Source organism: Acidovorax benzenivorans (assembly GCF_028680575.1).
Lineage (GTDB): Bacteria > Pseudomonadota > Gammaproteobacteria > Burkholderiales > Burkholderiaceae_C > Acidovorax > Acidovorax benzenivorans.
The window spans coordinates 51,691-75,417 of record NZ_JAPCKI010000009.1 but is presented as its reverse complement, the minus strand read 5'-3'; the positions used below and the strand labels follow the sequence as shown (position 1 = coordinate 75,417).

Sequence of the window (23,727 nt, the reverse complement as noted above, 5' to 3'; positions counted from 1 at the left end):
CAAGATGATCACTGCGTTGCAGTCAACACAAATCTGAACATTGCCACCCGCACTCACTCTGCATTTTCACGCTCCGCATTGGCAATCAGGCCGCGTAGGAACGCCATGATCAGCCGCCCCGAGGAATCAGGGCGCGTGGACATTCGCTGCAACGCCAGGCCATGCGAGAGTGCCATGAAAGCGGCAGCCAGTTCCCCTGGCTCCTCAGGAGGAACTCGCCCAAGCTTGTTGAACAACTGGCCTATCACGCGGCCAAGTTCGAACCGATGCTGATCCCACACCTTTTGGTACTCCGCAGCAAAGGTCTTACTGCGGTTGGCATGCAACTGCAGCTCGATGGAAAGCATGCACCAATCGGCATCCTGGTTGAGTGTGGAAGCCCAGACATCAAGTTCGGCAAGCATCCGCTCGGAGTCCCGCCCATCGTTGGACATAAGCCGGGATAGCTGGGCCGCTTCTGCCGCCATGTGACGTCGCAGCAACTCCAGGAGCACATCTTCCTTGCTCGAAAAGTTGGAATAGAACGCGCCTTGGGAGTAGCCCGCCTTGTTCGCAATGTCGCGGATGGACGCGCCCCCATACCCGTTCGCAACAAACAACTGCTGCGCAGTTTCGATCAGGCGTTCGCGCGTTTGCGCTTGGCTTTCCTCTCGGCTCAGGCGCTTTCTAGCTGTCGTGGGGCTCATGCCCAAAGATATCACATGAACTTTCGAGATAAACCCGGGGCACGTGCCGGTGCAGCCAGGCTAAGCACAGCTTTCAAATATCACTTGATATTTAGTTTGCACGCCGATAAACTGAAAGATCATTTGATTTTTGAAGTTCAATCGACATGAAACAATCCAAGGGCTTGCGGGCCGCTTTTGTCACGGGCGCTACCGGTCTCCTCGGAAACAATCTTGTGCGCGAACTGGTCGCGCGGGGTTATTCCGTCAAGGCACTCGTGCGCTCGAAAGCCAAAGGTCAGCAGCAGTTTGCAGGGGTGGAAGGTGTCGAATTGGTGCAGGGCGACATGGCGGACGTGCCCGCCTTCTCCCGCGCACTCCAGGGTTGTGACGTGGTGTTTCACACCGCTGCGTTCTTCAGGGACAACTTCAAAGGCGGTAGCCACTGGGCAGAACTCAAGCGCATCAATGTAGACGGCACGAAGGACCTCATCGAACGGGCATATGACGCGGGCATCCGACGCTTCATTCAGACCTCGTCCATTGCGGTGCTCAATGGCGAGCCAGGCGTGCCCATTGATGAGACCTGCCTGCGTGACCTGGCAGATGCCGAGGACGACTACTACCGCAGCAAAATACTGGCCGATCAAGCCGTGTCGGCCTTTCTGGCGGCGCACCCGGACATGCATGCGAGCTTCATCTTGCCGGGATGGATGTGGGGGCCAGCCGATATCGGCCCCACCTCCTCCGGGCAGTTTGTCAACGATGTGGTGCTTGGAAAACTACCGGGGCTGGTGCCCGGCAGCTTTTCCGTTGTGGATGCCCGCGACGTAGCAAATGCGCAGATTTCAGCGGCAGAGCAGGGGCTGCGGGGCGAACGCTATCTGGCGGCCGGCCGCCACATGACGATGCAGGAACTGGTGCCTTTGGTAGGAAAGATCGCGGGCATCAAAACGCCCACGCGCAATCTGCCCTTTCCGCTCCTGTATCTCTTGGCGGGCGTGCAAGAACTCTACGCACACATCACCGGCAAACCCATCTTGCTCAGCTTGGCCACTGTGCGGCTGATGCGCAAAGAAGCGGGGCGCAGCCATTTCAATCACGCCAAAAGTGCGCAACAACTTCAGTTGAAGTTTCGCCCGGTGGAGCAAACGGTGGCTGACACGGTCGCCTGGTATCGCGGCCATGGCTGGCTGCCAAGTGTGCCGAACCGATAGCGCCAGGCACACGGCTGCGTCGTTCTTGTGACGGGCGTGAGCAGCCAAACCAAGCGTGCGCAACGCACCCCGTCAACCATCCGTCATCTCAGCGCCTTGCCGCGCCTCAACGAGTGACCCAAGAAAGGAAAGACCGTGAAGAACAAAATGGCTTTGAAACTTTTAACGACCTTCGGAACCAGTTTGCTGATCGCGGCAGCGCCGCAACAGTCCGCAGCGCAGAGCGTTCCTTCCGTCAAGGCCGCGAGCAGCATGGCCGATTTCTGCGAAAAGGGGCAGGCGGAGTACCCCGGGGGCATCGCTCACATGCATCCTTCGTTCAAGTTCAACATCTGCTGGTGGCTAGAAGATGCCGGGATCGAAGCGCGGACCTTTGACGAAGTCGTTGGAGCGCTGCCAGAACACACGGGGCCATCGCAACCGGTCTGGCAAGCAACGTTCAGCAAGCCCGCGCAGATGTATGCAGAAAGAGCACGCGCGGCCGCTGAGCGGGGAGACAACATGGAGGCATCGGCCGCCTACAAAAAGGCCGCTTTCTACTTGCGGATGAACCGGATCCCCAAGCGGGTCCCCGCTGCGGATCTGCACGCAACCGAACAAGCCTATGCAGCCTTGGGAAAACCGCTCCAGCGGATTGCCTTCAAGACCGGCGGCAAAGAGTTCATGGGCTACTTCCGCACCCCATCCACACGCCCCAGCGGCGATGCAAAGCTGCCGACTTTGGTAATTCTTGGCGGCCTCGACAACTTGAAGACGGAGATGATCCGGCACAGCGACTACTTCGCAGGTCGTGGGTTCGCAACGATCGTTGTGGAGAACCCAGATACCGGGGAGAACCAGCTGGGGTTCCACCCCGACTCCCATGTGATGTTCGACGCCATTGCCGACTACATCAAACAACGCAGTGATCTGGATGCCAGCCGAGTGGCTGTGTATGGCTGGAGCATGGGAGGCTATTTGGCAACGCTTGGCGGGTTGAAGAATGATCTCTACAAAGCGGTTGTCAACATTGGCGGCCCTAGCGACTCCAGCTTTGGGAGCGCGCATTGCATGATTGCTCCTGCATGGATCGTCGCGCCGTACACCATGTTTGCGAACATGGATCCGCGCACAACACCTCGGCAAACAATGTGCAATTACTATGAAGCCTTCCAACTCTCACGCCAATTGAAGACGCCGACGATGGCGCAGTTGCAAAAGCCCATTCTGATGGTGAACGGGATCCACGAAGATCTTGTGTCCAAAGATGAACCTTCATCTCTTGCTGCTCTCGGCTTCAACGTGACCCAGTTGGTCTATGGAGGCGACGGCCACACGGCGGAATTGCACATGCGTGAGCACTTTGATTTCACAGCGAACTGGCTTATGCAGCGGTTAAAGGTGGCAAATTGATCTGACCTTCGCGGTGCCGGACACCCAACGCTGGCCCAGCACCAGCAGATCGTGTGCTGCCCTCAGCGGTGCGTGGCCAGTCATCGCTGTTCAGGCAACGGCGGAAGGTTGATCATTTGAAAAAGCCCATGTGCAGACGCCTATGCAAACATCCCGAGACGCCAGTTTCGATCTGACGGGTACTTGCGCGAAACCTGGGCAAGGGGCGAGGGCGCACGGCACGGCTCCCTGAGCTAACGCTTGGGGTCTTGGGGTACAGTCGGCCGTCCTTCGGGACTGCCGCCGCCACTCATGCCCGCCTCACCCATGTCTTCGCCGTTCTCCGCCGTCAAACCCAACGCCAAGCTCTCCGACCAGGTAGCCAGCGCACTGGAGGCAGAAATACGCACAGGCCGCATCCAGGCGGCCGACAAGCTTCCCACCGAGGCCGTGCTGGCGCAGCAGTTCCAGGTTAGCCGCACGGTGGTGCGTGAGGCGATCTCGCGCCTCAAGTCGCTGGGGCTGGTGGATTCGCGGCAGGGCAGCGGTGTGTATGTACTGGCGCCCGGCATCGAGCCGCTGCAGTTCGATGTGCCCCTCGCGGCGTCGCGCGAGGCCGTGATGCAGATCGTGGAGGTGCGACGTGCGCTCGAATCCGAAGTGGCCGAGCTGGCCGCACTGCGGCGCACCGATGCCGACATCGCCGCCATCCGCCAGGCCATGCAACAGATCGCCGACGCCGTGCGCGTCGGCCGTGACGGGGTGGAAGAAGACGTGCTGTTCCACCGCGCCATCGCCCAGGCGGCAGGCAACCCGTTCATGATCAGCACGCTGGACTATCTGGCGCAGTTCCTCAAAGGCGCCACCCGCGTGACCCGCGCCAACGAAGCGCGGCGCACCGACTTTGCCGATGCGGTGACGCACGAGCACACGCAGATCGTGCGGGCTATCGAGGCGGGCGACGCGGTGGCCGCACGCGCGGCGGCGGCGCAGCACATGAAGAACGCACTGGCCCGCATCGAGCAGGCCGACCTCACGTTCTGGGCCCAGGACGGCGCGCGGCTGGCCCAGCCGCTGGTGGCGGCATCGGCACCGCTGGTGTTCTGAGCCAAGTTCAAGCACCTGTTCAGAGGGCTTGAACAGGCCCTGGTTTCGGACCTGGCACATCTCTGCGCGGGGCTTGCGGGTGGTGGTTGATGGGCTCGCCGCACAGTACAAAACCATCAAAGCTATTTTGCTATCTATTTGATAGCTACCAGCGCTTATTCCACAAGCACTTGAGCCCTAAAACTCTTTAGACCCGCGTCACAACCCGCGCACACGGCCCACCAGACGCGGGTTAACCCGTACCAATGGAGTGCTCGATAATTTGTATGATAACCATATAAACGTACCAACCAAAGGTGCCATCCAGGCCTCGTTCGGCACCCTTCACGGGCCAGTCCCGTTGCGCAGCACCTTCCATCCCGGAGATACCCCGTTCATGTCCACCCTCGCACTCCTCGGCATCGGCGCCGGTAGCATTGGCCTGCTCCTGTTGCTCATCATCCGCTGGCAGGTCCACGCTTTCGTGGCGATGATGCTGGTGAGCTTTCTGGTGGCGTTTGCCACCGGCATGCCCATTGGCGACATCATCAGCACGCTGGTTGCGGGCATGGGCGGCACGCTGGGGTCGGTGGCCATCCTGGTAGCGCTGGGCTCCATGCTGGGGCGGATGATCGAGGTGTCGGGCGGCGCAGCCAGCCTGGCCAACCGCTTCACGCAGCTGCTGGGCCCCACACGGGTGCCCATGGCCCTCACCGCCGCTGCGCTGGTGCTGGCCATCCCGGTGTTTTTTGACGTGGGCTTCATCATCCTGGTGCCCATCGTCTACGGGTTTTGCAAGGCGGCGGGCGTCAACCCCATCAAGTTCGGCCTGCCCGTAGCGGGCATCATGCTGGCCGCGCACGTGGTAGTACCACCGCACCCCGGCATCGTGGGCGGAGCGGCCATCGTCAAGGGCGACATTGGCTGGATCACCATCATTGGCCTGGCCATCTGCATCCCGCTGGCGGCGCTGTCGCAGGTCGTGGCGGGCTGGCTCAACCGCAAGGGCTACCCCATGCTGCCCACCACGGCCGAGCAGTTTGCAGCCTTTGGCAACAGCGAAGACAGCCAGACCAGCAAAGCGGCTAAAGCGCCCGGCGTGGGCACCATCATGGCGCTGATCATCATTCCCTTGGCCCTCATCATGGCGGGCACCACTGGTGCCACGCTGCTGCCCAAGGGCGACAACCTGCGCAATGTGCTGGGCTTCATCGGCTCGCCCATCTTTGCCCTGATGGTGGCCGTGGGCCTGGCGATGTTCCTGCTGGGCCGCAACCAGGGCTGGAACCGCGAGCGCACCAACGCCATCATGGAATCCGCCCTGCCCCCGGCTGCCACTGTGATCCTGGTGACAGGCGCGGGTGGCGTGTTTGCCAAGGTGCTCACCGCCAGCGGCATTGGCGCGGCGCTGTCGCAAAGCCTCACCGCTACTCACCTGCCGCTCATCCTGCTGGCGTTCATCATCTCGCTGGCGCTGCGCGCGGCGCAGGGCTCAGCCACCGTGGCCATCATCACCACCTGCGGCCTGCTGGCCGATGCGATGGCGGGTGGCGGGTATTCCCCCTTGCAAGTGGCGCTGCTCACGGTTGCCATCGGCTTTGGCAGCCTGGGCCTGTCACACGTCAACGATTCGGGCTTCTGGATCGTGACCCGCTATCTGGGCCTCAGCGTGGGCGATGGCCTGCGCACCTGGACCGTGCTGACCACGGTGCTGGGCCTGGCGGGTTTTGCACTCACGGCTTTGCTTTGGGTGCTGGTGGCCTGAACGCCCCCTTTTTGAATTTCTTTGAAGGACTGACAACATGACAAAACCCACCGTCGGCATCATCGGCCTGGGCGCCATGGGCGCTGGCATTGCCAAGACCCTGCGCAACAACGGCTTCACCATTCACGTGTGCGACGTGCGCCCCGGCGTGGCCGATGCCTTTGTGGCCGACGGCGGCACGGCCCACGCCACCACCGCTGCATTGGCGGCAGTGAGTGATGTGGTGGTGTCGGTGGTGGTCAACGCCGCGCAGACCGAGAGCGTGCTGTTTGGCGACGACGGCAAAGGCGGCGCGGCCAGCACCATGCGGCCCGGCAGCACCTTTGTGATGTGCTCCACCGTAGACCCCAACTGGTCGGTGGCGCTGGAAGCGCGCCTGAACGCCCTGGGCCTGCACTATGTGGACGCGCCCATCTCCGGCGGCGCCGCCAAGGCCGCATCGGGCCAGATGACCATGATGACCTCGGCGAAACCCGAGGCCTATGCCGCAGCCAACGCCGTGCTCGACGGCATGGCCGGCAAGGTGTACCGCCTGGGCGACAAGGCGGGCGCGGGCAGCAAGGTCAAGATCATCAACCAGCTGCTGGCCGGTGTGCACATTGCCGTGGCCGCCGAAGCCATGGCCCTGGGCCTGCGCGAAGGCGTGGAAGCCAGCGCCTTGTATGAAGTGATCACGAACAGCGCGGGCAACAGCTGGATGTTTGAAAACCGCATGGCCCATGTGCTGGCGGGCGACTACACGCCGCTGTCGGCCGTCGATATCTTCGTGAAGGACCTGGGCCTGGTGCTGGACACCGCCCGCGCCAGCAAATTCCCCCTGCCGCTGGCGGCTACCGCGCACCAGATGTTCATGCAGGCATCCACCGCAGGCTTTGCCAAGGAAGATGACAGCGCCGTGATCAAAATCTTCCCGGGCATTACCTTGCCCGAAGGGAAGGACAAGGCATGACACGCGCACGTGCCATGCTGGGCTGCATTGCCGACGACTTCACCGGCGCGACCGACCTGGCCAACAACCTGGTGCGCGCAGGCATGCGCGTGGTGCAAGCCATGGGCGTGCCCACGGCGCCGTTGGATACCGAGGCCGATGCCATCGTGGTCGCGCTCAAGTCGCGCACCATTCCCAAGGACGAAGCCATCACCCAGTCGCTTGAGGCGCTGCAGTGGCTGCAGGCGCAAGGTGCCGAGCAGATCTACTTCAAATACTGCTCCACCTTTGACAGCACGGCCGACGGCAACATCGGCCCCGTGACCGATGCGCTGATGCAGGCCCTGGGCACCGGCTTCACCATCGCCACGCCCGCGTTCCCCGACAACAAGCGCACCGTGTTCAAGGGCTACCTGTTTGTGGGCGATGTGCTGCTGAACGAGAGCGGCATGCAAAACCACCCGCTCACGCCCATGACGGACCCCAACCTGGTGCGCGTGCTGCAGGCGCAAACGCCCAGCCGCGTGGGCCTGATCGACCACAGCGTGGTCGCACAGGGCGAGGCCGCCATCCGCGCACGCATCGACCAACTGAAGGCCGAGGGCGTGCGCATGGCTGTGGTGGATGCGGTGTCGAACGCCGACCTGCTGCGCCTGGGCCCTGCCCTCAAGGGCATGCCGCTGGTCACAGCGGGTTCGGGCGTGGCCATTGGCCTGCCGGGCAACTTTGGCGTGGCGCCCAGCAACGAGGCCGCCCGCCTGCCCGCTGCACAAGGGCTGCAGGCCATCGTGTCGGGCAGCTGCTCGGTGGCGACCAACCAGCAAGTGATGGATTTCATCAAGGCCGGCAAGCCCGCCCTGGCCATCGACCCGCTGCGCATCGCTGCAGGCGTGGACGTGGCCGCCGAAGCGTTGGCCTGGGCCGAAGGCCACATTGGCAACGGCCCGGTGCTGGTGTATTCCACCGCCGAACCCTCGGCCGTGCGCGCCATTCAAGGCAAGCTGGGTTCCGAGAAGGCCGGTGCCATGGTGGAAGAGACCATTGCCGCCATTGCACGCGGCCTGGTGCAGCGTGGTGTGCGCCAGCTCATCGTGGCGGGTGGCGAAACCTCGGGCGCCTGCGTGCAGGCCCTGGGCATCACGCAAATGCGCATCGGCGCCCAGATCGACCCCGGGGTGCCGTGGTGCCATGCTGTGGCCCCCGACGCGAAGGACGGGTTGCACATCACGCTGAAGTCGGGCAATTTCGGTAGCACCGACTTCTTCACCAAGGCTTTTGCACAATTGTTGGCATGACCTCTACCCCCGCCTTCATGGATGAGCCCCAAGCCCGCGACGAGATCTGCCGCGTGGGCAGCAGCCTGTTTGAGCGGGGCTATGTGCATGCCACCGCTGGCAACATCAGCGTGCGCCTGGCCGATGGCTACCTGATCACCCCCACCGATGCCTGCCTGGGCACACTGCAGCCCGAGCGACTGGCGCGCCTGGACGCCCAAGGCCAGCAGGTGGCGGGCGACCGGGCCAGCAAGACCATTGCACTGCACCGGCAGATTTACGAGGCCTCGGCATCGACAGCAGCCCCAGCACGCTGCGTGATCCACACGCACAGCACGCACCTGGTGGCCTGCTCGCTGCAAGCCGACACCGCTGCAGGTGGCCAGCTGGCGCCCGATGCGCAACTGCTGCCCCCCATCACGCCCTACTTTGTGATGAAGGTGGGCCGCGTGCCGCACATCCCTTACCACCGCCCCGGTGATGCCACGGCGGCAGCGCTGGTGGCGCAGACCATCACCCGCTATGCCGCACAGGGCAGCCCTGTGCGCGCCGTGATGCTGGCACGCCTGGGGCCCAACGTGTGGCACGACACGCCTGCCGCAGCGATGGCGGTGCTGGAGGAGCTGGAAGAGACTGCCCGCCTGTGGCTGCTGTGCCAGCCCCGCCCCACGCCGCTGACCGAGCCCCAGATCGAAGAACTGCGCCAGACTTTTGGCGCGCAGTGGTGAAGCCTGCAAACGCTGCGGCTTTGCCCACAGACAGAAAGAATCCCATGCCCCGTTTCGCCGCCAACCTGTCCATGCTCTACAACGACGTGGACTTTCTCGACCGTTTTGCCGCCGCTGCCCGCGATGGCTTCAAGGCGGTGGAGTACCTCTTTCCCTACGCCTACTCTGCGCAAGAACTGGCCACACGCCTGCAAGCCAACGGCCTGCAGCAGGTGCTGTTCAACGCCCCGCCCGGCAACTGGGACGCGGGCGAACGCGGGCTGGCCTGCCTGCCGGGACGTGAGGCTGAATTCCGCGAAGGCATTGCCAAAGCCATCGAATACGCCCAGGCCCTGCAATGCCCCCGCATCCACGTGATGGCCGGGCTGGTGCCCCAGGGGGCCGACGCAGCCACCGTGCGCGCCACCTACATCGCCAACGTGCGCTACGCCGCCGAGCAGGCCGCGCCCCATGGCATCCAGATCCTGCTGGAGCCCATCAATGGCCGCGACATGCCCGGCTTCTTCTTGAGCCGCCAGGACCAGGCCCATGCGCTGATCGCCGAGATTGGCGCCGCCAATGTGAAGGTGCAGATGGACCTGTACCACTGCCAGATCGTGGAAGGCGACCTGGCCATGAAGGTGCGCCAGTACCTGCCCACAGACAACGTCAGCCACTTCCAGATTGCCGGTGTGCCCGAGCGCCACGAACCCGATGTGGGCGAGATCAACTACACCTATCTGTTCAAGCTGCTGGACAGCCTGGGCTACGACGGCTGGATTGGCTGCGAATACCGCCCCGCGCGCGGAGCCGCCGCCCACGCCACCAGCGACGGGCTGGGCTGGCTCAAGCCCTGGCTGTAAAGACCTACCCCGCACCACAGTTGCCGCTGCACGCCTGACGCTGGTGCAGCGCGCACCATGGCGTGGCACGCGGGGGCATTTGGGCACAGCTCACGCGATGGGATCGCATGGCACAGATCCTGCAAATACGCAGACGCCAAGAGTAGAAGCGTTCAGCGGCCACCGCCCGGAAATTGCTCTTGAAGCATGCAATGGACTGACGCCACCACGGGCGCGCAGGACTGTGCGTCTTCAGGAGGCCGGAGCCCCCACCTCGCAGCCCCAGCGCCCTGTCGGTTGATTGCATGCACCCCGTTCGGAGGGGTGTGAAGCCTGGCTTTTCACTCCGCCGTGGTTACCCCGCCAACGACCAGGAGTGCCCCACCATGCAACGCCGTTCCCTCATCCGCGCCACTGGCGCCGCCGCCCTGCTGTCTGCCACACCGTTTGTGCGCGCCCAGGGCAATCTGCAAAAGTTCAAGTTCAACCTGGGCTGGAAGGTCGAGGCCTCGGGCGCGGGCTTTTTGCTGGCGCAGCAGCGCGGCTACTACAAGGACGCGGGGCTCGATGTAGCCATCGACACCGGCAACGGTTCCGCCTCTGCCATCAGCCTGGTGGCGGGTGGTGCCTATGACGTGGCATCGGCCGACCTCTCGACCATGATCGAGTTCAACACCGCCAATCCGCAGGCCAAGCTGGCAGCGGTCGCCATCCAGTACGACCTGAACCCCAACTCGGTCATGGTGCGCAAGGACGGCGCCATCAAGAAGCCCTCCGACCTGGCGGGCAAGACCATCCTGGGCCAGCCCTTCAACGCCTCGCGCAAGCTGTTCCCTGCCTTTGCCAAGGCACAGGGCTTTGATGGCACCGGCGTGAAGTGGGAGAACGTGGCCCCCGACATCGGGGACACACGCTTCGTCAAAGGCGACTTCGACGCGGCGGCTTACTTCTTCTTCACCGGTCTGCTCAACCTGAAGGCGCGGGGCCTGACACCTGATCAGATCACGGTGTTCCGCTTTTCGGACTATGGCCTCAAGTCGTATGGCAATGGGCTGATCGCCAACGCCAAGAGCATGCAGGACAACCCGGACGCCATGAAGGCCTTCGTCAAAGCCACCACACGCGGCTGGGTCGATGCGATTGCCGACCCGCGCGCCGGCGCTGCTGCCATCAAGGCCCGCGAGCCCCTGGCCCATGAAGAGATCGAATTCGAGCGCCTGCAGCTCATCGTGGACGGCACGATGAAAACCGCCGAGACACGCGCCAACGGCTGGGGCGCTGCCACACCTGCGCGCCTACAGGCCACCATCGACGAAACAGTGGCGGCCTTTGGCCTCAAGAGCAGCCTGGCGGTGGCCGACATCTGGACCGACCGCTTTCTGCCCACGGCCGCCGACCGCAAGCTCAAGGCCTGACCAGAGGCTCGCCATGGGCATCCCCCTCATCGACCTCAGCGGAGCGCTGCAGTCCGGCGCACCACACTCCCCGGCGGTGACCGCTGTGACAGCCCAATTGCGCCAGGCCTGCATGGGCGCAGGGTTCTTCTACGTGCGCCACCACGGCGTGCCGCAGGATGTCATTGCGCGCCAGTTTGCATTGATGCAGCAGTTCTTCGACCTGCCGCTGGCATCCAAGGAAGCCATTTCGCTGCACCACTCGCCCGTCATGCGGGGCTACGAAAGCCTGGGCGGGCAGACACTGGACGCGAATGCGCGCCCGGACCTCAAGGAAAGCTTTTACTGCGGGCTGGACTACGCGGCAGACCATCCGTATGTGCAGCGCGGCTACCACTCCTACGGCAGCAACCAGTGGCCTGAGGGGTTGCCCGAGCTGGCCACCCAGAGCCGCACCTACATCGCCGCCATGCGGCAGCTGGCCCTGCGGCTGATGCAGCTGCTGGCACTGTCCCTCGACCTGCCCGAGGACTACTTCGACCACACACACCAAAGCCCCATGCTCACGCTGCGGCTGCTGCGCTACCCACCCCACCCCGAAAGCGCCGATGCGCTCACCTTTGGCGCGGGCGAACACACAGACTGGGGCGCCATCACCCTGCTGGCCCAGGACCACCATGGCGGGCTGGAGGTGAAGCTGCCCACTGGCGACTGGGTGGCCGCCACACCCATCGAAGGCGCGCTGGTGGTGAACCTGGGCGACATGATCCCGCGCTGGACCAATGGGCTGTACCGGTCCAACCCGCACCGCGTGCGCAATGTGCACAGTGGCGGCGTACCCCGCCACTCCATTCCGTTCTTCTACACGCCCGACTACGAGGCCCAGGTGGTCCCCGTCCCCACCTGTGTGCCTGCGGGTGAGTCGCCGCGCTTTGCACCCTGCACCGTGGGCGAGCACTTGCAGGCCATGTACCGCAAGACCTACGGCCTGGGTCAGACCACCACATCCACCACCCCGGCCAGCGCGACGGTGATGGCATGAAGCTCTGGTTCAACCTGCTGTGCCAGGACATCGATGCACAACTGCAGTTTTACCAAGCCTTGCTGCAGTTGCCCGAGGCGCCCGGCACGCGCTCGGCCATCTACCGTGCAGTGGAGACAGAGCACTTCCAGCTTGGCTTCAACGCGCCCGAGGCCTATGCCCTGCTGGGCCTGGCCGACCGGCAACCCGACGCGGCGTTACCACCACCGCGCAGCGTGACGGGCTACGCCACCTTCATGCTGGACACGCCGGATGCGGTGGAGACGGCGAGTGTGAAGGTGACCGCCCTGGGCGGGAAGATCATCAAACCACCCTACGCCACCTACTACGGCCAATGGCAGGCGGTGCTGGCCGACCCGGAGGACAACGTATTCCGGATAAGCGCCGTGGGTGTACCGCGCCACGCCGCTTGAGCCTGCCCCTGCCCGGCCGGGCCATCGACGGCAGCCGCCCACCCAGGCATCGCCGGGGCGGACAAGCGCCCACCCCTGCCTCCCAAGTCACGCGTCAATAAGCCTTGAAGTTGGCCGCCACCCGCTGGTTCAGGTAGTCGCCCGCGGCAATCGCCGGGTACTTCTTGCCGGGCCCTTCGATGATGGCGTCGCGGTTGGCCTGGGCAAAGAAGGCGATGCTGTAGCGCGGCCCCATGTACTCACCCGGCAGCGGGTTCTTCACGCGGTGGAAGTTGCTGGGCAGCTGGTCGTCGCTCCAGCGCATCAGCATGTCGCCGATGTTGCAGGTGATGGCCTGCTCGTCGGGTTCCACCGAGGTCCAGGCCTGGGTGTCCATCTCCTTGCCTGGGCACACCTGCAAGCCGCCCTGGCCCTGGCGCTGAAAGAGCAGGGTCAGACAATCAAAGTCGGTATGCGCCCCGGCGCGCCACAGGCCCAGGCTCGCTTGCTGCTCGGGCGGGGTCGCAAAGTAATGCAGCAGGCGCAAGGTGCTTTGGTAGCTGGCCTGCGCGGGGTCGTGCGCACGGGCAAAGAAGGCTTCGTCAAACCCCAACTTCCACGCAAAACACGACAGCACCTGCATCGCTACCTGCCAGCACTGGCCCTCAAAGGCGAGCATGGTGGCCTGGAAGCCCGCCAGCTCTTCGTCGGTAGGCCACAGGCCTGCCATGTGCGGGCGGGTGATCTGGTACGACTCCTTCTGGTCTGGCGTGCCGGTGGAGGGGCGCACCTGTGCGCGGCTTTCCCAGCCCACGTTGAGCGCCTTCTTGAGCGGGTATTGCGCCTTCACGGCGTCGGGCAGCGCAAAGAAGCGTTCGGTCATCGCAAAGGCGTTGCGCACCTCGGCCAGGTCAATGCCATGGTTCACGATCTGGAAGAAGCCGACATCGACAGCAGCGTCCCACAGCTGTTCGGCAATCTCGGTCTTGCGCTGCGCAAAGTGGCTGAGGTCGATGCGGCGGATCTCGCGGCTCGCGGTTTCCGAGCCCATCGCGCCCATGCGCGTTTCTTTTTGCAGCTCGGCGAGGTCGTAGGTGGCAGTGGTGGTCATGCAGTTCTCCTGAAGACAAGTGGAAGGAAGAAAGGCCCTCCCGCTGGGTGCTTCAAGAGTGGGGGGCACCGCCTGCAGCGGCCGTCCGTTCAACCCTTGAAGCACGGTGTGCAAGCGCACACCGCTGTGCGTACAGCGGGCTTCAAGAGCAATTTCCGACTGGCATCGCCTCGTGCAAGATTGCATAGGGGGCAACGCAGTGAACGCTTCTACTCTTGCCAATGGCGATGCAAGAAGAATGCCCACAGCGCCTTGCGTGTGTGCTCCCACGGAGTCAGAGGCTTGTGCACAGCGCGTCAAAAGGCATGCATACATGTCACTGATTGTGATTGGCATGCCAAATGCATAGCACAGCCCACCACAACGGCGGGCTTGCAGACAGCCCGGCGTTGCACAACGACGAAGCACCCCACCACACCCTCGACGGAGACACACCATGCACGCGCTCATGTCTGCACCCCCCGCCAGTTTTGACGACCCCACAACCGTCAACGACACCGACGGCACCTACCTGCGCCAGGCCATCGCGTGGTCGTGCACTGCCCGCGCGCGCGGCAACCGCCCATTTGGTGCGGTGGTCATCAGCGCCGAAGGCCACCTGCTGGCCGAGGCCTACTGCAACACCACCGAGACCGGCGACTGCACCGGCCACGCCGAGACCAATGCCGTGCGCCAGCTCAGCCCGCGCGTGGGCCGCGACACCCTGGCCAAGGCCACGCTGTATTCGTCGGCCGAGCCCTGCGTGATGTGTGCGGGCGCCATCTTCTGGTCGGGCATTGGGCGCGTGGTGTTTGGCATTGATGCCGAACGCCTGCGCGTGTTTCGGGGCGAACGCGCCGAGCAGCGCGATGCCGAGCTGTCGTGCCGCGACGTGTTTGCCGCATCGCCCCACACCATCGAATGCATCGGCCCTGCGCTGGTCGAAGAAGCCAGTGCGCCCCACATCGGGTTCTGGAAAGTCTGAACCATTCCTGCGCGGGCAGAATCTGCGGCGCACACCCTGCAACCCACCATGCCTCGCACCACCGCCATGACCGAATCCGAAGCCGAAGCCGCCTCCGGCGCGCTGCTCAGCCGCGCCAAACAGGGCCGCGAACGCATCCTGGGCGCCATCCGCGAAGCGGCCATTGCCGAGTTCAGCCGCCATGGCTTCAAGGGGGCATCCACCAAAGCCATTGCCGAGCGCGCGGGCCTGACCAAGCCGCAGCTGCACTACTACATCAGCAGCAAGGAAGAGTTGTATGAAGAGCTGCTGTATTCGGTGCTCAACGGCTGGTCGGGTGCTTTCATTTTCGACAACAACAGCGACGACCCCAAGAAGGTGCTGAGCAGCTACGTGCGCAAGAAGCTCGACTACGCGCTCGACAACCCGGGCCTGTCGCGCATCTTCACTACCGAGGTGCTGGGCGGCGGGCGCAACCTGGGCAAATACTGGCCCGTGGCCGTCAAGTCCACCCAGCAGAAGGCGGACCTGATCAACCGCTGGATTGCCGAAGGCCGCATGCGCGCCGTCAACCCCACGCTGCTGCTCATGCAGATTTGGGGCATGACACAGCACTACGCCGACTACGGCGTGCAAGTGCACATCATGCTGGGCCTGGCGCCCGACGAGCCCATCGACCGCGAGCCCATCGTGCGCGAACTCACCAGCTTTGTGCTGCTGGGCTGCGGCCTCGCACCAGACTAAGGCCCCCTGCCCATTTTTGGGCAGTCCCCCGGTGCCGAGGCGCCCATCCCGGGCGCTTTGCACCAGCACGCGGCGCCAATAAGCAGCATTGATCCATCACAAAGACGTTTTACCGATTTTTGTGGCTGGCACAGCCTTTGCAATAGTTTGACCAATCGATCAAATCACATGGTCAAACAATGCAGACAGCCCCTGAAACAGCCAGCGTCGCCAGCACAGAACAACCGTTCGAGCTGATCCTGCAGCGCAGCCAGATACGCCTGCCCGTTGCCCCCGGCGAGAGCATGGCCGACGTGCTGCAGCTCGCCGGTGTGGCCCTGGAGACCCTGTGCGAACAGGGCGTGTGCGGCACCTGCATGACCCGCTGGCTGGACGGCGAGCCCGACCACCGCGACAGCTGCCTAAGTGCCGACGAACAAGCCACGCACGTCGCCGTGTGCTGCGCGCGCAGCCACAGCGCCACGCTCACGCTGGACCTCTAGGCCCATCCCCCAACCGAAGGACACCCGCCATGCGCATCCTCGTGATCTATTGCCACCCGGTAGAAACCAGTTACAACGCCGCTCTGCACACCGAGGTGGTGCAACAGCTGCGCGGCGCGGGCCATGAGGTGGACGACTGCGACCTGTACGCCGAGGGCTTCAACCCCGTGATGACACGCGAGGAGCGCCTGGGCTACCACGAGGTTCCCAGCAACCAGTTGCCCGTGCAGGGCTATGTGGACCGGCTGCTCTGGGCCGAGGCCGTGGTGTTCTGTTTTCCCACCTGGTGCTTTGGCATGCCTGCCATGCTCAAGGGCTTTTTCGACCGCGTGCTCATGCCCGGCGTGGCCTTTGACATCAGCGACCCGCACAACGTCAAGCCCTCGCTCACGCACATCAAGCGCATCTCGGCTGTGGTGACCTACGGCCGCCCACGCTGGACGGCACTCTTTATGGGCGACCCGCCGCGCAAGTCCATCACCCGCTACATGCGCTTGCTCACGGGCGGCAAGGCACGGGTGGATTACCACGCCTACTACCACATGAACGTGGCCACACCGCCCCGCCTGGCGGCCTTCAAGGCCCGCGTGGGCCAGGCCATGGCGCGCTTTGCGTAAGGGCCACGGCATGCACGCATCCAACACTCCCGACCACATCCTGCGCGCCCGTTTGCCGCGCTGGCTGCTGCCCGCCGCATGGCCGCAACAGGGCCATCAGCCCGCACTGGCCGACCTGCACCTGGCCCAGGGCCGCATCGTGCGGGTGCTGCCCCACGGCACATCGCCTGTGCCACAGGGCGCGGTGTGGGACGTGGCGGGCGCGCTGGTGCTGCCCGGTCTGGTTGATGCGCACACGCACCTGGACAAGGCATTCACCCTGCCGCGCATGGGGGTGGTCAAACCCGGCCTGCTGGGCGCCATCGACGCCATGATGGTGGACCGCCAAGGCTGGACCGAAGCCGACATCCATGCCCGCGCCAGCCGCGCGCTGCAATGGGCCTACGACGCAGGCACCGTGCACCTGCGCACCCACTGCGACTGGTGGGAGCCCGACGCCCAGCCGCTGGCCTGGAACGTGCAGCGTGCACTGGCCCATGATTGGGCCGACCGCATCACGCTGGAGCGCGTGAGCCTGATCCCATTGCACCTGTACGCCGACCGCAGCATCGCTATGCGGCTGGCCGCCACGGTGGCAGCCAGCGGGCCCGGCGCGCTGTTGGGCGGCTTCGTGCATTCCACCAATTGGGACGCGCAGGCCCTGCGCCACCTGTTCGAAGCCGCACAACACCACGGCATGAACGTGGACCTGCATGTGGACGAAGAACTACACCCCGGTGCCCAGGGCTTGGCGACCACCGCCGCACTGCTCAAGGAGCTGCGTTTCGAAGGCCATGTGGTCTGTGGCCACACCTGCGCGCTGGCGGCGCAAGACGAGGCCACCGCCCTCGCCACGCTGGACGCTGTGGCGCAAAGCCCCATCACCCTGGTCACGCTGCCCATTACCAACCTACTGCTGCAAGACGCCACCACCGGCCGCACGCCACGCCAGCGTGGCCTCACGCTGGTGAAGGAAGCCCGCGCACGCGGTATTCCGGTGCTGGTGGCCAGCGACAACGTGCAAGACCCTTTCTGCCCCGTGGGCAGCTTCGACCCGCTGGAAGCCCTCGCCACGGGCGTGCTGGCCGCGCAGCTCGATGCGCCGTTCGACCAATGGAGCGAATCGCTGTGCCGCACCGACTGGCTGCGCACCGGTCCCGCCGCGCTGCCCCTGCAGCCCGGCGCCGTGGCTGACCTGCTGGTCTTCACACAGGCCGACCACTGGGGCTTTCCATCCCGCACACAAGGCGCGCAGGGCCGCGTGGTGCTGCGCCAAGGCCGCGTCGCCAGCGGCCATGCGCCCGCCGCCTGGCATGTGCCGACAACCCAATCCGCAAGGAGCCTCGCATGAGCCCAACATCTGCGCCTGGAATCGCCCAGCCTCTGGCCCGCTACGCCGCCTGGCGCCGTGCAGGCGACTTCATCTACCTGAGCGGGATCATCGCCGTAGACCCTGCCGCCAGCCGCATCGTTCGCGGCTATGCCGACATCCCTGACGAGGCCGCCACGCTGATTGGCCGCACGGGCGAGTTCAGCAGTGACATCAAGGAGGGCCCCATCCTCGCGCAGAGCTGGTATGTGCTGGACCGCATCCGCCAGACCATCGAGGCCGCAGGCGGCCAGATGTCCGACGTGTTCAAGCTGGTGCAGTACTTCAAGAACCTGGACCACTTCCCGCAGTACAGCCGCGTGCGCAAGCTGTTCTTCCCCGGCGAGCCACCCGCGTCCACCGTGGTGGAAGTGAGCGGCATGTTGCCCACGCCCGACATCCTGATCGAGGTCGAAGCGACCGCGTATCTGCCCCAGCGCTGATCCACCCCCAACACTTCACGAAAGTCTCCCATGCTGCACGGCTACAACCCGCCCCACCGCTACCTGCCCTACCTGAGCTGGACCGAGATCGCCGACCTGCCAGACAAGGAAAACACCGTCATCGTGCTGCCCACCGGCGCCACCGAGCAGCACGGCCCGCACCTGCCCTGCGCGGTGGACACAGTCATCAGCGCGGGCGTGGTGGGCCATGCGCTGGCCCGCCTTCCCGCCGATGTGCCCGCGTTTGCGATGGCCCCCATTACCTACGGCAAGTCCGAAGAGCACCTGCACTTCCCTGGCACCGTCACGCTGAGCGGCGAGACCCTGCTGGCCACCATGAACGAGGTGGGCGAGTCGGTCTACCGCGCAGGCTTTCGCAAGCTGCTGTTCGTCAACGGCCACGGCGGCCAGCCGCAGGTGATGGAGATGTGCGCGCGCGAACTGCGCCTGCGCCATGGCGACTTCATCGTGGTGCCCAGCTTCACCTGGCGTGTGCCGCATGTGGCGGGCAAGTACCTGTCCGACACCGAAAAGAAACTGGCCATGCACGCGGGCCACGCCGAGACCGCCTTGATGCTGGCGCTGGCCCCCGACACCGTGCACATGGAGCGCGCGGTGGTCAACTACCCACCCGTTTTTGACTCGCCCCTTCTCTCGCCCGACGGCCGCCCCGCCTGCGCCTGGAGCGCACGCGACTTTGGCCCCAGCGGAATCATTGGCGACCCGCTGCCCGCCACCGCCGAGCAGGGCCACGCCATCCTCGATTCGCTGGCCGTGAGCTGGGCCGCTGCGATCACCGAGCTGCACCACCTGCAGTGGGCCGCACGCCCCGAGCCCACCTGGGGCCGCGCCAACCACACCGGCCACGTGGAGCACTCGTCCGCACTGGCCTGAAACCTGCGAATGCAGCCACGGCCCCCCGTAGTCCCCCCAGTTTCTCTTTTCGTTTTCCCCTCGTTGCCCCTTCGTTCCACCTCCACCACCCTACCGGAGCACAACCATGATGAAGACCGCCACCCGCCTTTCCAAACTTGGTGCAGCAGCACTGCTCGCTGTTGGTGCCTTGGGCACCCTGTCGGGCACTGCCCAGGCGCAAGAGAAGTTCACGTACATGACCAACTGGTACGCGCAGGCCGAGCATGGCGGCTTCTACCAGGCGGTGGCCACGGGCCTGTACAAAAAGTATGGGCTCGACGTAACCATCAAGATGGGTGGCCCGCAGGTCAACATCGTGCAAATGATGGCCGCAGGCCAGGCCGAATGCGTGATGGGGTCGAGCGACCTGCAGATGATCCAGATGCGTGAAGGCGGCGTGCCCGTGGTCAACGTGGCGGCCGTCTTCCAAAAAGACCCGCAGGTGCTCATCGCGCACGAGGACGTAAAGAAGTTCGAAGACCTCAAGGGCAAGACCATCCTGATCGCCTCGTCGGCCCAGCGCGGCTACTGGCCCTGGCTCAAGGCCAAGTACGGCTTCACCGACTCGCAGACGCGCCCCTACACCTTCAACATCCAGCCCTTCGTGGCCGACAAGAACGCCGCCCAGCAGGGCTACCTGACGTCCGAGCCGTTTGCGATTGCCAAGGCGGGCGTCAAGGCCAACACGCTGATGTTCAGCGACCAGGGCTACCCCGCCTACGCCACCACCATCTCGTGCATGGAAAAGACGGTGAAGGACCGCAGCGCCGCCGTGGCCTCGTTCGTAAAAGCGTCGATGGAAGGCTGGAAGAGCTACCTGGCCGACCCAGCCCCCGCCAACGCGCTCATCAAGAAGGACAACCCCAACATGACCGACGAGCAACTGGCCTACAGCGTGGCCAAGCTCAAGGAAATGGGCATGGCCACGGGTGGCGACGCAGCCACCATGGGCATCGGCATCATGACCGACGCGCGCGCCAAGGCCAGCTACGACTTCCTGGTGGACGCCAAGCTCATTGACCCCTCCAAGGTGAAGCTGGCCGAGACCTACACCACGTCGTTCGTCAAAGACCTCAAGGTTCTGCCCTGAGCCCTGACAGCCCTGAAACAGCGGCCGGTGCGCCCCCTTGCCCGCCCGGCCGCATCCATCGAAAGGCGACCATGACATCCCCCGCTGATTCCCCCCCGCTGGTGCAAGCCCCCACACCGGCCGCCTATTCCACGCCCGCCGTGGAGGTGCTCTCTGCCGAAAAAACCTACCCCAATGGCACCCAGGCCCTGCTGCCCGTAGACCTGACCATTGAGGAAGGCGAATTCGTCACCCTGCTCGGCCCCTCGGGCTGCGGCAAGAGCACGCTGCTGAAAATGGTGGCGGGCCTGCTGGAGCCCACCGATGGCCGCCTGCACCTGTGGCGCAAGCCCGTGGCGCAACTGGAAGAGAGCGGCAAGAAGATGGCGTTTGTTTTCCAGTCGCCCACGCTCATGCCCTGGGCCAGTGTGCAGACCAATGTGCGCCTGCCGCTGGACCTGGCGGGCGTGCCGCGTGCTGAGGCCGATGCCCGCGTGACCGAGGCACTGGCACTGGTGGGGTTGTCGAAATTTGCCAACGCGCTGCCCCGGGCGCTGTCGGGCGGCATGCAGATGCGCGTGTCGATTGCGCGCGGCCTGGTCACCCAGCCCGACCTGCTGCTGATGGACGAGCCCTTTGGCGCACTGGATGAAATCACGCGCCACAAGCTCGATGCCGACCTGCTGGATCTGTGGCGCAAGAAGAAGCTCACCGTGATTTTTGTGACGCACTCGATCCACGAGGCCGTGTTCCTCTCCAGCCGCGTGGTCATGATGGCCGCGCGCCCTGGCCGCGTGGTCGAAGAGTTCCGCATCGACGCCCCTTACCCCCGCACGGCCGACTTCATGGTGTCGCCCGAATTCAGCCGCTACGCCAAGCTGCTGCAAGACAGCCTGCTGCGCGCCAGCGTGGACACCGAGGAGACCGTGGCATGAGCACCCCTTTCCCTTCCACACCCATGACTGCGCCGGTGGCTACCTCCAGCCCCACAGCCTCCCCACGCTCGGCGCCAGCGCAAGCAGTTGCGGCCAAACCCGCCACTAAGGCCACACCCAAGCGCCCGCCGCTAATGGCCCAGCCCCGCGTGCAGCGCGTGGTGTACCCCGTGCTCGTTGGCCTGGTGCTGATAGCGCTGTGGCAGGGCCTGGTCACGGCCATGGAGCTGCCGCCCTATCTGGTGCCCTCGCCCATCCTGATGATGAAGACGCTGTTCACCGACTGGGCCGCGCTGGGCGGCTCGCTCTGGGTCACCGTCAAGATCACGGTGCTGGCCTTTGTGGTGGCCACCGTGGCAGGCGTGCTGATCTCGTTCCTGTTCGTGCAGAGCAAACGCATCGAGACCGCGCTGTTCCCCTACGCCGTGCTGCTGCAGGTCACGCCCATCGTGGCCGTGGCGCCACTCATCATCATCTGGGTGAAGGACCCAACCGCCTCCATGGTGATCTGCGCCGCACTGGTCGCCCTGTTCCCCATCATCAGCAACACCACGCTGGGCCTGCGCAGTGTGGAGCCCGATCTGCAAAGCTACTTCCAGCTCAACCGCGCCACGCGGCTGCAGACCCTGCTGCGCCTGCGCATACCCAGCGCACTGCCCTACTTCTTTGGCGGGCTGCGCATCTCCAGTGGCCTCGCGCTCATCGGTGCTGTGGTGGCCGAGTTTGTGGCGGGCACCGGCGGCCAGGGTGCGGGGCTGGCGTACCAAATTTTGCAAGCGGGCTTTCAGCTCAACATCCCGCGCATGTTTGCTGCGCTGCTGCTGATCTCGCTGACGGGTATGGCGCTGTTCGTGCTGATGGCGTGGCTCACGCGTGTGGCCCTTGGCGGCTGGCACGCATCCGAGAACTCACAGGACTGAACTCCACACTTTTGACACCACACCGCGCACAACCTTCAGGTTGCGCGGTGCAGGCCCCCCTTTCGCCCCAAAACGGCCTTCATCGGCCCCTAGGAGATAACGACATGAACAACGCCAACGCCACTACCGCTCAACAACTGCCCGACCTGCTGCCCGACCTGGACTGGATCGCCGACACCCTGCGCGTGGGCCGCCTGTCGCAGGACTTTGCCTGGTTCAGCCCCGTGCTCAAGCGCGACCTGGCTGGCAAGCGCGGCGACATCGCCGTGCGCCCGCGCACCGAAGCAGAAATCCGCCAGGTGGTGGCCGCCTGCGCCAGCGCGGGCATCCCCCTCACCGTGCGCGGCAGCGGCACCGGCAACTACGGCCAGAGCACACCGCTGCACGGCGGCGTGATCCTGGACCTGTCGGGCTACAACGCCTTTGGCTGGGTGCGCGGCGGCGTGGGTCGTGCGCAGTCGGGCATCCGGCTGGCGGACTTTGATGCGCAGGCCAAGCCCCACGGGCAAGAGCTGCGCTGGCTGCCCAGCACCTACCGCAGCGCCACACTGGGCGGGCTGTTCGGCGGCGGCTTTGGGGGCGCGGGTTCCATCAACCACGGGCCACTGGCCGCGCCCGGCAACGTACTGGCCGTGCGCGCGATGACGGTGGAGCCCGAGCCGCAGATCATCGAACTGCGCGGCCCCGAGGCCATGCTGCTGCACCACACCTACGGCACCAACGGCATCGTGCTGGAGCTGGAAGTAGCCCTGACCCCCGCTGTGGAGTGGACCGAATGCATCGCCACCTTTGCGCAGTTCGACGCCGCGCTGGAGTTTGCCGACCGCTTTGGCAGCGCCCCCGGCCTGGAGAAAAAAGAGGTGTGTTTTGTGGCCGCGCCCATCCCGCAATACTTCACCAGCCTGGCCGAGCACCTGCCCGCCGACCAGCATGCGGTGCTGCTGCTGGTGGCCCCGCACTCCGAAGACGGCATGCGCGACATGGTGGCTCAGCACGGTGGCCAGGTCACCTACCGCAAGACGGCTGACGAAGTGGCCAGCAGCCACAAGACCCTGCTCGAATACACCTGGAACCACACCACCCTGCACGCGCTGAAGGTGGACAAGGGCCTGACCTATATCCAGAGCGGCTTCAACCCCATGCACCGGCTCAAGCAAGTGCGCGCACTGGAGGCCGCGCTGAAGGGCGAGGTGATGATGCACCTGGAGTTTTTGCGCACCAAGGAAGGCGCCTTCAACTGCAGCGGCTTGCAGATCATCCGCTACACCACCGAAGAGCGCCTGAACCAGATCATGCAGATCTACCGTGACCACGGCGTGCAGATCAACAACCCACACGTGTACATCGTGGAAGACGGCAAGCAGAACAATCTGGACCCGGCCGTAGTGGGCATGAAGCGCCGCTTTGACCCGCAGGGCCTGCTCAACCCCGGCAAGCTGCGCAGCTGGTATGCGGCCGACCCATCGACACCTGCGGCAGCGCCCGTACGCCAAACAGCGTAGGCCAAACCGTGGCAG

Annotated in this window: 24 protein-coding genes; 22 read left to right on the top strand and 2 right to left on the bottom strand. The window is 64.7% G+C overall.

What is annotated here, in order from left to right; translation table 11 throughout:
* Window positions 1-53: 53 nt before the first annotated feature.
* Complete coding sequence (locus OIN59_RS16245; protein ID WP_274112110.1) at window positions 54-686, bottom strand: TetR/AcrR family transcriptional regulator; 633 nt, start codon at window positions 684-686, stop codon at window positions 54-56.
* 146 nt (window positions 687-832) lie between these two features.
* Here OIN59_RS16245 and OIN59_RS16240 point away from each other — a divergent pair, with 146 nt between their 5' ends.
* The 11 genes from OIN59_RS16240 to OIN59_RS16190 all read left to right on the top strand — a co-directional run bounded on the left by OIN59_RS16240 (window position 833) and on the right by OIN59_RS16190 (window position 12,704).
* Window positions 833-1,882, top strand: a complete 1,050-nt coding sequence (locus OIN59_RS16240; protein ID WP_274112109.1) for an SDR family oxidoreductase — start codon at window positions 833-835, stop codon at window positions 1,880-1,882.
* A 135-nt stretch (window positions 1,883-2,017) separates the two neighbouring features.
* Window positions 2,018-3,274 (top strand): alpha/beta hydrolase family protein, encoded by a 1,257-nt coding sequence (locus OIN59_RS16235; RefSeq protein ID WP_274112108.1) that lies wholly within the window; start codon window positions 2,018-2,020, stop codon window positions 3,272-3,274.
* 306 nt (window positions 3,275-3,580) lie between these two features.
* On the top strand, window positions 3,581-4,360 hold the full coding sequence (locus OIN59_RS16230; RefSeq protein WP_274112189.1) for a FadR/GntR family transcriptional regulator: 780 nt from the start codon (window positions 3,581-3,583) through the stop codon (window positions 4,358-4,360).
* Between the two features lie 376 nt (window positions 4,361-4,736).
* Window positions 4,737-6,104, top strand: a complete 1,368-nt coding sequence (locus tag OIN59_RS16225; RefSeq protein WP_274112107.1) for a GntP family transporter — start codon at window positions 4,737-4,739, stop codon at window positions 6,102-6,104.
* A gap of 37 nt (window positions 6,105-6,141) precedes the next feature.
* Window positions 6,142-7,053, top strand: a complete 912-nt coding sequence (gene ltnD, locus OIN59_RS16220; protein WP_274112106.1) for an L-threonate dehydrogenase — start codon at window positions 6,142-6,144, stop codon at window positions 7,051-7,053.
* Window positions 7,050-8,327 carry a 3-oxo-tetronate kinase gene (otnK, locus tag OIN59_RS16215; protein ID WP_274112105.1) on the top strand — a complete coding sequence of 426 codons (1,278 nt, stop codon included), beginning with the start codon at window positions 7,050-7,052 and terminating at the stop codon, window positions 8,325-8,327. The genes ltnD and otnK overlap by 4 nt, the downstream gene beginning before the upstream one ends.
* 17 nt (window positions 8,328-8,344) lie before the next feature.
* Entirely contained in the window at window positions 8,345-9,034 is a 690-nt protein-coding gene (locus OIN59_RS16210) for a class II aldolase/adducin family protein (RefSeq protein ID WP_274112188.1), read from the top strand.
* A 44-nt stretch (window positions 9,035-9,078) separates the two neighbouring features.
* Window positions 9,079-9,876, top strand: coding sequence for a 2-oxo-tetronate isomerase (gene otnI / locus OIN59_RS16205; protein WP_274112104.1), 798 nt, complete (start codon window positions 9,079-9,081; stop codon window positions 9,874-9,876).
* A 365-nt stretch (window positions 9,877-10,241) separates the two neighbouring features.
* Window positions 10,242-11,270, top strand: coding sequence for an ABC transporter substrate-binding protein (locus tag OIN59_RS16200; protein ID WP_274112103.1), 1,029 nt, complete (start codon window positions 10,242-10,244; stop codon window positions 11,268-11,270).
* A gap of 13 nt (window positions 11,271-11,283) precedes the next feature.
* Window positions 11,284-12,291, top strand: a complete 1,008-nt coding sequence (locus tag OIN59_RS16195) for an isopenicillin N synthase family dioxygenase (RefSeq protein WP_274112102.1) — start codon at window positions 11,284-11,286, stop codon at window positions 12,289-12,291.
* Window positions 12,288-12,704: a VOC family protein gene (locus tag OIN59_RS16190; protein ID WP_274112101.1), complete on the top strand. Its 417-nt coding sequence runs from the start codon at window positions 12,288-12,290 to the stop codon at window positions 12,702-12,704. Before OIN59_RS16195 ends, OIN59_RS16190 begins: the two co-directional genes overlap by 4 nt.
* Window positions 12,705-12,798: 94 nt before the next feature.
* Here the strand turns inward: OIN59_RS16190 and OIN59_RS16185 are convergent, their stop codons facing one another.
* A complete protein-coding gene (locus tag OIN59_RS16185) occupies window positions 12,799-13,794 on the bottom strand; it encodes an isopenicillin N synthase family dioxygenase (protein ID WP_274112100.1) in 996 nt (331 codons plus the stop codon).
* A gap of 448 nt (window positions 13,795-14,242) precedes the next feature.
* On the opposite strand from OIN59_RS16185, the gene OIN59_RS16180 reads away from it, so the two are divergent.
* From OIN59_RS16180 to OIN59_RS16130, 11 genes are all read left to right on the top strand, one after another.
* Window positions 14,243-14,758 (top strand): nucleoside deaminase, encoded by a 516-nt coding sequence (locus OIN59_RS16180; RefSeq protein WP_407655111.1) that lies wholly within the window; start codon window positions 14,243-14,245, stop codon window positions 14,756-14,758.
* A 66-nt stretch (window positions 14,759-14,824) separates the two neighbouring features.
* Window positions 14,825-15,481, top strand: a complete 657-nt coding sequence (locus tag OIN59_RS16175) for a TetR/AcrR family transcriptional regulator (RefSeq protein WP_274112187.1) — start codon at window positions 14,825-14,827, stop codon at window positions 15,479-15,481.
* Between the two features lie 179 nt (window positions 15,482-15,660).
* Window positions 15,661-15,963: a 2Fe-2S iron-sulfur cluster-binding protein gene (locus OIN59_RS16170; RefSeq protein ID WP_274112098.1), complete on the top strand. Its 303-nt coding sequence runs from the start codon at window positions 15,661-15,663 to the stop codon at window positions 15,961-15,963.
* Between the two features lie 29 nt (window positions 15,964-15,992).
* Window positions 15,993-16,580, top strand: a complete 588-nt coding sequence (locus OIN59_RS16165; RefSeq protein ID WP_044398955.1) for an NAD(P)H-dependent oxidoreductase — start codon at window positions 15,993-15,995, stop codon at window positions 16,578-16,580.
* A gap of 10 nt (window positions 16,581-16,590) precedes the next feature.
* Window positions 16,591-17,910: an amidohydrolase family protein gene (locus OIN59_RS16160; RefSeq protein ID WP_274112097.1), complete on the top strand. Its 1,320-nt coding sequence runs from the start codon at window positions 16,591-16,593 to the stop codon at window positions 17,908-17,910.
* The gene (locus OIN59_RS16155; RefSeq protein WP_137746665.1) at window positions 17,907-18,371 is read left to right on the top strand and encodes a RidA family protein; all 465 of its coding nucleotides are present in this window, start codon (window positions 17,907-17,909) and stop codon (window positions 18,369-18,371) included. The genes OIN59_RS16160 and OIN59_RS16155 overlap by 4 nt, the downstream gene beginning before the upstream one ends.
* Window positions 18,372-18,401: 30 nt before the next feature.
* Entirely contained in the window at window positions 18,402-19,265 is an 864-nt protein-coding gene (locus OIN59_RS16150; RefSeq protein WP_274112096.1) for a creatininase family protein, read from the top strand.
* Window positions 19,266-19,371: 106 nt separating this feature from the next.
* A complete protein-coding gene (locus OIN59_RS16145) occupies window positions 19,372-20,376 on the top strand; it encodes an ABC transporter substrate-binding protein (protein ID WP_274112095.1) in 1,005 nt (334 codons plus the stop codon).
* A gap of 71 nt (window positions 20,377-20,447) precedes the next feature.
* The gene (locus OIN59_RS16140) at window positions 20,448-21,290 is read left to right on the top strand and encodes an ABC transporter ATP-binding protein (RefSeq protein ID WP_274112094.1); all 843 of its coding nucleotides are present in this window, start codon (window positions 20,448-20,450) and stop codon (window positions 21,288-21,290) included.
* A gap of 134 nt (window positions 21,291-21,424) precedes the next feature.
* Window positions 21,425-22,210: an ABC transporter permease gene (locus tag OIN59_RS16135; RefSeq protein ID WP_274112186.1), complete on the top strand. Its 786-nt coding sequence runs from the start codon at window positions 21,425-21,427 to the stop codon at window positions 22,208-22,210.
* 104 nt (window positions 22,211-22,314) lie between these two features.
* Entirely contained in the window at window positions 22,315-23,712 is a 1,398-nt protein-coding gene (locus tag OIN59_RS16130; protein WP_274112093.1) for an FAD-binding oxidoreductase, read from the top strand.
* Window positions 23,713-23,727 lie beyond the last annotated feature (15 nt).

Coding starts and splice junctions, on each gene's coding strand:
- OIN59_RS16245 (WP_274112110.1), bottom strand. CDS start 686: ATGAGCCCCACGACAGCTAGAAAGCGCCTGAGCCGAGAGGAAAGCCAA.
- ltnD (WP_274112106.1), top strand. CDS start 6,142: ATGACAAAACCCACCGTCGGCATCATCGGCCTGGGCGCCATGGGCGCT.
- otnI (WP_274112104.1), top strand. CDS start 9,079: ATGCCCCGTTTCGCCGCCAACCTGTCCATGCTCTACAACGACGTGGAC.
- OIN59_RS16135 (WP_274112186.1), top strand. CDS start 21,425: ATGGCCCAGCCCCGCGTGCAGCGCGTGGTGTACCCCGTGCTCGTTGGC.
- OIN59_RS16180 (WP_407655111.1), top strand. CDS start 14,243: ATGTCTGCACCCCCCGCCAGTTTTGACGACCCCACAACCGTCAACGAC.
- OIN59_RS16130 (WP_274112093.1), top strand. CDS start 22,315: ATGAACAACGCCAACGCCACTACCGCTCAACAACTGCCCGACCTGCTG.
- OIN59_RS16240 (WP_274112109.1), top strand. CDS start 833: ATGAAACAATCCAAGGGCTTGCGGGCCGCTTTTGTCACGGGCGCTACC.
- OIN59_RS16165 (WP_044398955.1), top strand. CDS start 15,993: ATGCGCATCCTCGTGATCTATTGCCACCCGGTAGAAACCAGTTACAAC.
- OIN59_RS16200 (WP_274112103.1), top strand. CDS start 10,242: ATGCAACGCCGTTCCCTCATCCGCGCCACTGGCGCCGCCGCCCTGCTG.
- OIN59_RS16195 (WP_274112102.1), top strand. CDS start 11,284: ATGGGCATCCCCCTCATCGACCTCAGCGGAGCGCTGCAGTCCGGCGCA.
- OIN59_RS16150 (WP_274112096.1), top strand. CDS start 18,402: ATGCTGCACGGCTACAACCCGCCCCACCGCTACCTGCCCTACCTGAGC.
- OIN59_RS16160 (WP_274112097.1), top strand. CDS start 16,591: ATGCACGCATCCAACACTCCCGACCACATCCTGCGCGCCCGTTTGCCG.
- OIN59_RS16190 (WP_274112101.1), top strand. CDS start 12,288: ATGAAGCTCTGGTTCAACCTGCTGTGCCAGGACATCGATGCACAACTG.
- OIN59_RS16175 (WP_274112187.1), top strand. CDS start 14,825: ATGACCGAATCCGAAGCCGAAGCCGCCTCCGGCGCGCTGCTCAGCCGC.
- OIN59_RS16225 (WP_274112107.1), top strand. CDS start 4,737: ATGTCCACCCTCGCACTCCTCGGCATCGGCGCCGGTAGCATTGGCCTG.
- OIN59_RS16155 (WP_137746665.1), top strand. CDS start 17,907: ATGAGCCCAACATCTGCGCCTGGAATCGCCCAGCCTCTGGCCCGCTAC.
- OIN59_RS16145 (WP_274112095.1), top strand. CDS start 19,372: ATGATGAAGACCGCCACCCGCCTTTCCAAACTTGGTGCAGCAGCACTG.
- OIN59_RS16210 (WP_274112188.1), top strand. CDS start 8,345: ATGGATGAGCCCCAAGCCCGCGACGAGATCTGCCGCGTGGGCAGCAGC.
- OIN59_RS16185 (WP_274112100.1), bottom strand. CDS start 13,794: ATGACCACCACTGCCACCTACGACCTCGCCGAGCTGCAAAAAGAAACG.
- OIN59_RS16170 (WP_274112098.1), top strand. CDS start 15,661: ATGCAGACAGCCCCTGAAACAGCCAGCGTCGCCAGCACAGAACAACCG.
- OIN59_RS16230 (WP_274112189.1), top strand. CDS start 3,581: ATGTCTTCGCCGTTCTCCGCCGTCAAACCCAACGCCAAGCTCTCCGAC.
- otnK (WP_274112105.1), top strand. CDS start 7,050: ATGACACGCGCACGTGCCATGCTGGGCTGCATTGCCGACGACTTCACC.
- OIN59_RS16140 (WP_274112094.1), top strand. CDS start 20,448: ATGACATCCCCCGCTGATTCCCCCCCGCTGGTGCAAGCCCCCACACCG.